Source organism: Teichococcus aestuarii, assembly GCF_042651065.1.
GTDB lineage: Bacteria > Pseudomonadota > Alphaproteobacteria > Acetobacterales > Acetobacteraceae > Pseudoroseomonas > Pseudoroseomonas aestuarii.
Window position 1 is genome coordinate 1 of record NZ_JBHSCH010000109.1, and the last position, 8,880, is coordinate 8,880.

Annotated in this window: 7 protein-coding genes; all 7 read left to right on the forward strand. The window is 70.6% G+C overall.

What is annotated here, in order from left to right; genetic code table 11:
• Positions 1-875: hypothetical protein (locus ACFOY6_RS23125; protein ID WP_379652363.1), on the forward strand; the 875-nt coding region annotated here is incomplete at its 5' end.
• Positions 872-2,587: a hypothetical protein gene (locus tag ACFOY6_RS23130; protein ID WP_379652364.1), complete on the forward strand. Its 1,716-nt coding sequence runs from the start codon at positions 872-874 to the stop codon at positions 2,585-2,587. The genes ACFOY6_RS23125 and ACFOY6_RS23130, both read left to right, overlap by 4 nt.
• Positions 2,588-2,589: 2 nt before the next feature.
• Positions 2,590-3,378 (forward strand): hypothetical protein, encoded by a 789-nt coding sequence (locus tag ACFOY6_RS23135; RefSeq protein WP_379652365.1) that lies wholly within the window; start codon positions 2,590-2,592, stop codon positions 3,376-3,378.
• Positions 3,378-4,157 carry a hypothetical protein gene (locus ACFOY6_RS23140; protein WP_379652366.1) on the forward strand — a complete coding sequence of 260 codons (780 nt, stop codon included), beginning with the start codon at positions 3,378-3,380 and terminating at the stop codon, positions 4,155-4,157. Before ACFOY6_RS23135 ends, ACFOY6_RS23140 begins: the two co-directional genes overlap by 1 nt.
• Positions 4,154-4,594 carry a hypothetical protein gene (locus ACFOY6_RS23145; protein ID WP_379652367.1) on the forward strand — a complete coding sequence of 147 codons (441 nt, stop codon included), beginning with the start codon at positions 4,154-4,156 and terminating at the stop codon, positions 4,592-4,594. The genes ACFOY6_RS23140 and ACFOY6_RS23145 overlap by 4 nt, the downstream gene beginning before the upstream one ends.
• 41 nt (positions 4,595-4,635) lie before the next feature.
• Positions 4,636-7,821: an FAD-dependent oxidoreductase gene (locus ACFOY6_RS23150; RefSeq protein WP_379652368.1), complete on the forward strand. Its 3,186-nt coding sequence runs from the start codon at positions 4,636-4,638 to the stop codon at positions 7,819-7,821.
• Between the two features lie 10 nt (positions 7,822-7,831).
• The gene (locus ACFOY6_RS23155) at positions 7,832-8,695 is read left to right on the forward strand and encodes a hypothetical protein (RefSeq protein ID WP_379632426.1); all 864 of its coding nucleotides are present in this window, start codon (positions 7,832-7,834) and stop codon (positions 8,693-8,695) included.
• Positions 8,696-8,880: the final 185 nt, after the last annotated feature.

An 8,880-nucleotide genomic window follows, 5' to 3' on the forward strand; every position in this document is an offset into this window, starting at 1 on the left:
CCCCCGCCCAAAAGGCCGAGGCTAGCGTCCGAACATGGGTCAACTCTCAGTGGCAACTTTACCCCAAACCGGGTCAGGTCTCAGTGGCAATCAACACCACCGTTGCCCAGGCCGAGCGCCTGGGGCTCGCCACGGAGGGGCTGAACCGGCACTTCGCCCAGGCCGCGGCGGACATCGTCGCGGCCCGCGACCGGCAGTACCTCAGCACCGGGCAGGGCATCTATGTTCGCCAGCTGGCGGCCATGGGTGATCAGCGCGGCTCGCAGCTGCTGGCCTTCGACCTGGCGGCGCAGCAGCAGCGCGAGGCCCTGGCCAATGAGCTGCGGCAGCAAGGGGCCGCAGGCGAGGCCTACACTGAGCAGCTCCGCCTGCTGGAGGACACGCTCTGGTGGGAGCGGAAGAACATCGCCGAGCAGGGCGCCGAGGAGCTGTTGAACGTCGAGCGCAGCGCGCTGCAGCGGCTTCAGCAGGAATCCGGCATCCTGGCGGGATTCCTCGATCAGCAGGCGGTCAGCGGTGTCGGGGTCAGTCCGCAGAACGCCTATCTCGCGGCGCAGCAGCAATACGCCGATGCGCTGACGGCAGCGCGGGGTGGTGGGGACCTGTCGGCTTACGTCAACGCCGCGAACACGCTGCTCACCGCCAACACCAGCTTCAATGCCACCGGCCGCGAGGCCGAGGCGGTGCGGCAGATGGTGCTGTCCGAAACGCGCAGCCTCGGCGCCACTCTCGATCTGCCCGGCTTCTCCAGCAACCTGGAAGCCGGGCTGTCGCGGGTGATGGTGCCGGCCACCGACGCCATGACGACGCTGCGCGATGAAGTGGCGGCGCTGAGGGAGGAGATGCGCGGCATGCGTCTGCGTCTCGAGCCATGACCGGGCTGGCGCCCCTCTCCGCCACGCCGGCCGCCTCGCAGTGGCCGGCCACCGATGCCGTCTCCGCCGCCGGCGTGGCGCGGGCGCGCGATCTGCCGGTGACCGATGCGGTGTGGACGGTCGAGATCCAGGGGGCGGGCTCCGGCGGGGTGCCGGCGCCGGCCCCGGCCGGGCTGGTGTCGGGCCTGCCGCTCAGCAGCATCGCCCTGCCGGATGATGGCGGCGGCTCTGCGACGGTGGTTCGGGTGTCCGACCGGGGCTGGATCACGGAGCCGGACGATGCCGTACCGAACCAGGCATGGCCCCCCCGGCTGCTGGAGCCGCCGGCGCTCGAGATGCAGGTGCCGCTCTATCCGGGCGAGGGCCGGCGGGCCGAAGTGGCGGCCGGGGAGGTTCTGCTGGCGAACGGCGACGGCGCCCTGGATGCGCTGGTCAGCGATTGGACGCTGTCCGGTTTGGGCGTCGTCATCCGCCGCGGGCCGCACCGCCGACCGATCCCGGCGGCCAGCCATGAGGTGGGCCGCATCGCCGAGATGCGCGTGGCGCGGCCACTGGACGGCGCGGGCCGGCTCCGCCTGGTGCTGGGCTCCGCCGCGCGCGACCTGGCGGTGCCGGCCTGCCCTGTCTTCGCGGGCACCGGCGGGGAGGAGGGGCCGGAGGCGCTGGCCGGACAGAACAAGCCGCGGCTGTTCGGGCACCGGCAGAACTTCGCGCCGGTCCTCGTGGATGCGGCGCGGCAGATCTACCTGGTGGCTGTCGGGCCGATCGGCTCGGTGGTCGAGGTGCGCAACCGGGGCGTGGCCCAGGATCCCTATGGCGAGGTGGGCAACTACCAGGCGCTGGAGGAGGCCTATGTGCCGGGTAGCCACTACATGGTCTGCCTCGCCACGGGGCATATCCGCCTGGGGTCGGCGCCGTCACTGCTGACGGTCACGGCGCAGGGCGACGCCGCCCCGGCCACGGGTGGCTATCTCTCCGACCCCGCCGACCTGGCGGTGAAACTGCTGCAGGGGCCTGGTGGGCTGGATCCACAACGCGCGCCGCGTGAGGCGTTCTCGGCCTGGCCCACCGGCCCCGCCGGGTTGCTGGTGACAGGCGGCACGGTCGCGGATGCCATGGAGCGGCTCGCGGCGGGCGTGAATGGCTGGTGGGGCGCCGATGAATTCGGCCGCATGCGGGGCGGTGCCCTGGTTGTGCCGGAGACGGTCGGGCCCGGGGTGGCGCTGGAGCCCTGGATGCTGCTGGGGCGTCCCGAGGAAGAGGCGCAGTCGCAGCCGCCCTGGTGGCGCGCGCGGGTGCGCTACGCGGTGCGTGACGTGGTGCAGCTGGGCGAGAATGTGGCGCAGGGCGCCGGCGCCGAGGCGCGCGACTACTACGGCCGCGAGGGCGAGGTGGTCACGAACCTGAACGCCGCCACCCAAGGCGCCTTTCCATCCGCCGCGGACGGGCCGGTGCTGGACAGCCCCTTTGTCACGGCGGAGCCGGCGCAGGCCCTGGCCGATCGCCTGATGGCCCTGTTCGGCGTGCCACGCCGGTCCTGGCGTGTCTCGCTGCGCTCCGGGGCCTCCGGCATCAGCCCGGCCATGGTGCGGCCTGGCACCGTGCTGCAGCTGACCTATCCGCGCGTCGCGTCGCTGGCGCAGGGCCGCAACCTGCTGGTGCTGCGGCTCAGCGTGCGCGGCGACACTCTCACACTCCTGCTCTGGGGATAGGCATGGCGCTGCTGGCCACGGAAAACCTGCTGAACGGGCCGCTGGCCGAGATCAGCGCCTCCAGCGAGGCCGAAGGGTTGGGCGTGCGGGCCCTGCTGACACCGCAGCTCTCCGACGTCTACCGCTCCGGTCCCTGGATGCCCGGCGCCTCGGTCACGGTCAGCGCTGACCTGGGCGAGGATCGCGACTGCCAGCTGTTCCTGCTGGCGGCGCCGCGTGACGGCGTGCTGCCCTCGGCCGCCGCGCAGGTGCGCGTCTACGCCGCGCTGGCGCCGCTCAGCAACCCGCTGGAGGCGCCGTTCTACTCGGGCTTCGTGCCGGCCGCCTTTGGACCGAACGGGCTGCTGGTCTTTGTGCCGCCGGAGCCGGTGCGGGTTCGCTACGTGGAATGGCGCTTCATCGCGGGGGCTGCCGATCGGTACCTCCAGCTCGGGCGTGCCTGGGTCGCGCCGCTGGTGATCAGCAGCAGGGCGGCCGGGTACGGGCAGCGGCGGGGCGTGATCGATGCCGGGGTGAATGACCGCGCGGGCCTCTCCGGCGTGCGCTACGCCACACCAGGTGCGCGGCGGCGCTTCACGCGCTGGACCTATCCGCAGATCCCGCGCGCCGATGCCGAGGCGCTGGACGCCGCGGCCCTGGCGGCGGGAACAACGGGGCAGGTGTTCGGCTCCCCCTGGAATGCCGACCCGGCCCGCCATGGCGTGCTGGGCCATTTCTCCGCGCTGCCCGAGCCGACGCGCATCACCCCCCAGCGGTGGTCGGCCGACATCGCCATTGAAGAGGATCTGTGATGGGCACACCCCATGTGGTGGCCGACCGGGTGCTGGTGCAGACCACCACCACCGGCACCGGCACGTACCAGCTTGGCCCCGCGCTGGCCGGCTACCTGACGCCAGCCCTGGCCGGCCTCAGCTCCGGCGCGCGGGTCTGCTACACGGTGGTCGACAACCTGCTGTCGCCGACGCAGTTCGAGGTGGTGGAGGGCGTCTATACCTCGGGCAGCCCGGCGACCCTGACGCGCGGGCGCATCGTGCGGACGCACACCGGCGCACAATCCGCCATCAACTGGCCCAGTGGCACGCGCTACCTGTTCCTGTCGCCGAACGCGGACCGTATCCCGCTGCTGGACACGGACGGCCTGCTGCCGCAGTCGGCCATCCCGCAGAGCCTGTTCAGTCAGCTGCTGTCCAGCAGCACCTTCGCGGTGCCGAATGGCGCGACATCGGCCGTGCCCTGGAACAGCAAGGGCATTGATACTCTCGGCGCGCAGCCGGCCACGCTGCCGGTGTTCGCCCTGACGGCTCCCAGCACGGGCCTCTACCGCGCCAACCTGTGCCTGTCCTTCGGCAACAGCCCGACCGGCGAGCGGGTGGTGGAGATCCAGGTGAACGGCATCGCCCGGTCCCGGCAGTGGGCGGCCACCGTCAATGGGGCGATGGATCTGTGCTGCAGCTGGGAGGGCCAGGTGGGGGCAGGGCAGGGTGTGCAGGCCTTCATCGGGCAAAGCTCGGGCGGCACGCTGGCCTGTGGCGGCACGGCGCAGAGCAACTTCACGCTGAGCCGGCTGTGATTCCGGCCGCATCCGTCGCGGTGGATGTCGGCGCCGACATGGTCGCCATCGCCACCAAAGCAGGCAACCCCAGCCCCTCGGCACGGCGATACGCGGATGGGCGCCTGTATGTGGTGGGTGTGCCGCAGGCGGCGCTCGAGCGCGCCCTGGCGGAGGTGCTGGGGCTGCCCATACCGGGACCGGTGCCGGCCTCGGTGTCGAACCTGCAGGCGCGCGCCGCGATGCGCCTGGCCGGCCTCTTCGAGGTGGTGGAGGCGGCGCTGCAACAGCACGCGGCCACCCTGCCACCGGTGGAGGCGGCCATCCTGCTGGATGCGTGGGAGCGCGGCGCATTCGAGCGCGCCAGCCCGACCATTGCCCTGATCGCCGAGCTGGTGCCGCTGTCCGCGCAGCAGCTCGATGACCTGTTCCGCGCGGCGGGCGCCGTCGCCTTGTAGCCATCGGGGCGCTGCCCCTTCCTGAAATCCGGAGACACTGCATGTCGGAGACCACTTCTCCGGCCGTGGACGTGCGCGCCCTGCTGGGCCTGTACACCTCGGCGCGGCGCCTGCCCGTGTGGCTCGGCCAGACCGTCAATGCCTGGGGCCAGGTGCTGCTGCCGCGCGGCGGTGCCACCCGGGGCGAGGGGGCCACCTTCCTCTGGCGGCACCTGGAGAGCGGAGCCCAGCTCGAGCTGGCCGGGCTCTGGGTGGAGGCCGAGAGGCGCTGGTGGTGCGGCTATGAGCCCGAACTGCTGGGCGGCTGGGCCTGGCGCTTCCAGACCACAGACCCGCAGCAGCAGAGCGCCTGGGCGTTCTTTGATGTCGACCCGACGCCCGGACAGGAGGCGGTGCCCAACTCGGCCATCTGGGCGACGGCCAATGGCCAGCCTATCGTGCTGACCAGCGGCGGAATGCTGACCGGCCTGCGCATCGGCGAGCTGCCGCCTGCGGAGGATCTGGGGGCGCTGACACTGCCGGGCGCCGAGGGCGCCGACGGCGCGCCGCGGCGCGTGCCGGTCACGCTGCTGCGTCAGGACGCGCAGGACCAGGCGGACCAGCGCGTGGAGCAGCTGGTGCCCGAGCTGGTGCCGGGAGCGGTGGCCGGTGCGCTGCCGTCGCTGGCGCAGCCCTTTGTCGATGCGGCGGCGGAAAGTGCCGGGCAGGCGGAGGCGGCGAGGCTGTTCGCAGAGGCTGCGGCGGCGTCCGGTGCCGAGGCCGTGGACCACGCGGCCATCCCTGTCGGCACATACGCCGTGCTGACGGCGCTGGTGGCGGAGACGCCGCCGGCCATCGGCGCCCGATACATGGTGTATGCCGACCCGCCGCCGCCAGCCCTGGCCAACCCTGACGGCTCCAACCGCAATGCGGTCTATCGCTGGACCGGCGCGGCTCTGGAGTATTTCGGCCCCACCCTGGCCGCACAGGCGGCTCTACTGTCCCCGGGCCGCATCCGCATCCCTGGCTTCGGCAGGGAGGTCCTGCTGGCGTTCCGGGACCAGCGTGGTGCTGTGCTCACCTTGCTCGATGCGGAGTTCCGGTGGTGGTCGCTGCGCGGGGACGGCACCTACGCCCTGCACCCCATCCAGGCGGAGGTGGGGGCGGCCCCTGGCGTGCTGCGCGTGCCTGGCCACCCCGGCGCCCTGGCAGTGGAAATCGACCAGACCCGACGCGTGGTGCGGCTGGTCAGCGGCACGGGGCTGACGCACATCCTCTCCCTGTCCGGCGAGTTGTCGCGCGCAGCCACGGAGGCCGACCTGCAGCAGCGCGTTGCCACGGTGCGCGTGCCGGGGTTCCCCGGCGCCCTGGCGGTTGACCTGGACCTGATGCGCCGGGTGGTGCGCCTGACGGAGCAGGACGGCAGCACGCACGCCATCAGCCGCGCCGGCGGCCTGTCGCGCGTGCTGACCGAGGCCGACCGCCTGACGGTCGCGCAGGATGCGCTCGGGGTGCCGGGCCGCACGGGTGTGCGCCTGGCGCAGATCACGCAGAGCAACGGGCGCGCTGTGGCCGCGGTTGACACCTACGGCCGCCCATGGGCTGTCGAGGCGGACCAGCTCCGGCGCGATGCCGGCGCGTACTACGATGTCGTGGTGTATGGCTCCGGCCTGCCGGCCCTGACTGCCATGCGGGCGGCGGCGCAGCTGGGGGCCAGCGTGTGCCTGATCTGCCCTGACGAGAGGCTGGGCGGCATGATGTCCGGTGGCATCAGCATTCTCGACACGCCGCAGAATCAGGGAGCGGATTGGACAAGCATCATCGGCGGCCTGACGCTGCAGTTCATCCTGGATATCGGCGGCAAGTACGGGGCCAGGCTCGGCGCGGGTGCCTACAGCGGCGACGTCTCCATCCTCCGGCGGTTCGAGCCGCGCGTCGCCGAGATGGTCGCGAACGAGTGGGCCGCCCGCTACGCCGACCGGGTGATTCTGAACTGCCAGATCGAGGCGGCCGGCCAGCAGGTTGTCCGGGATGGGACCACCACGCGCGGCATCGTCACGCCCCAGGGTATCATCCGCTGCGGCCAGGTGGTGGAGGCCTCTTACACGGGAGACGTGCTGCGCGCGGCCGGTATCTCCTGGACATGGACCCGCGAGGCCGCGAGCGCCGCCGAGCCATATGGCGGCTGGAAGCTGTCGTATGGCTACCGCGCTACGGGCGTCGACATGACGGGCATTCCGCCCGCCGCGTTCGAGAAGTTCGGTGCCCGCGTGGTCTCCGGCATCTCGGACCTGTCGCTCCCGGCCACAGGATCGGCTGTTCCTGGTGTCATGGGCTACAACATCCGCAACATCATGACCGACGCGCCGGACCGCATCCGGTTCGAGGATCTGCGCCCCGCCGATTACGACCGCGAGCGGTACTTGCTGCCGTTCGCCGTGAGCGTGCGGTTCAGCAATGACCAGGCCATCCAGGATGTCATCGGCTTCCAGGATGAAGAGGCCGGCTCGCTGCCAAACTACGCAGGAGACGGGAGCGCGATCTTCAATTCCAACTCGGCGGGCGTCTACAATACCAACATTCTCGCGCAAGATTATCCGATCGCCACGTGGGCGAGGCGGCGCGAGATCGAGCGCGACGTGGTCAACTACAATCTCGGGCTCTACTACTTCTTCGCCACGGACAGCATTGTGCCCGAGAGCATCCGCGCCAGCTTCGCGGCATGGGGCCTCTCGCCGCGCGAGTGGATCGGCAGCCGCTACGGCACCGGCGTGCCGCACAAGGTCTATGACCGGCAGACCATCCGGATGGTCAATGATGCCGTCATGACCGAGGCCGACGTGAAGGTGTCCTACACAGCCGGCGCGGTGCCCGACCCGATCGGCCTCTTCAACTACTTCATCGACCGCAAGGTGTTCAATTTCGTCGCCTGGAACACCTCCGGCAACCTCTGGACTCTCGCCGAAGAGGGCGGGGGCGTCCCGAACCACGATACCGCCACCTATGCGATCCCTTTGCGGATCCTGCTGCCCAGGGCGGCGGAGGCAACGAACGTCACGGTCGCGTGGTGTGTTGCTGTCACCGATCATGTCTGGTCGTCGCTCCGGATGGAGCTCAACGGCGGCATCCAGGGCGAGGCCGCCGGGGTGGTAGCGGCGCTCGCCGCGCGCCGTGGCGTGCCTGTCCAGTCCATCCCTTATGCCGATGTCCGCGCAGCACTGCGCAGCCTCGGCGTCACCATTCGCTGAGGATCATGCGATGTCGGGTCAGACCCTCATCACCACCATCCCTGCCACGGTCAACGCGCCAGCCGCGCCGATTGCCGTTGAAGGCGCCGAGCTGGCGGCCATCGATGCGATCGGCGCGGGTGGCTTCCTCTGGCGTGCCGAGACTGCTCGGAATGCAGGGCAGGCCAGCTTCATCTGGCGCGATCGCATTCGCGATGTGCCGCTGGCACCCTATGCGGGTAACGGCCCGGCCATGGTCGCTGACGGTGCCATCCAGTACCTGAACCTCCCGGGCAACATCGCGCTCGACACGCCGGCGGGCGTATCGGTGATGCCTTATGAGTCGCAGACGCATTTCGCGCTGATCCGCCTGCCGGCGCCGCCCTCGGCCGCTCTGGGGGTGCTGTTCGGCAACCGGCGCTTCTTCGACGGCACGGCCGCGGCCACCAGCGATAATGTGCGCTGGCTTGGCATGACGCTCTCCGCGAAGGCCGTGGCCGACGACATCGGCTTTCACCTCCAGGGGAACAACACCCTCGTCACCATGCCGGATGCGGACGTCTATCAGGACGATTCGTGGCATCTGATCGAGGCCACCTTCACCAAGGACGTGGTGACCCCGGCCAACAATCTCGGCAAGCTGTTTGCCGATGGTGTGCAGCGCGCGAGTGCCAATTTCGTCTCAGCGGGCGGCAATGCGCTGATCCCCTATGCGGGAACCTATGAGCGACAGCTCCGGGTGGGGGCGGCCGGCACGACCACACCGCAGGCATACGGCACCTTTGGCCTGAAGGCGCTCGCCATCGTGCCGGAAGACTTGAGCCTGGTCGCGAACGCAGCGCGCCGCACCGTGGTCCGCAGCTATCTCGGCGGCCTGGTCGGGCTGCCGCTGTAACCCCTCCTGGTGATCCGCCGCATGGCTCACATCCTCCGCCAGCGCCTCATGGAGTAGGAATGATTGCACGAGTGAATGCGGCGCTTCGGTGGGATCCGCGAACCTTCCTGGCCGCCTTCGCGCTCTGGAGCATCCTGTTTAGCATCGGCTGCTTCAGCACAACGCGCATGTTCGACATCCAGCCT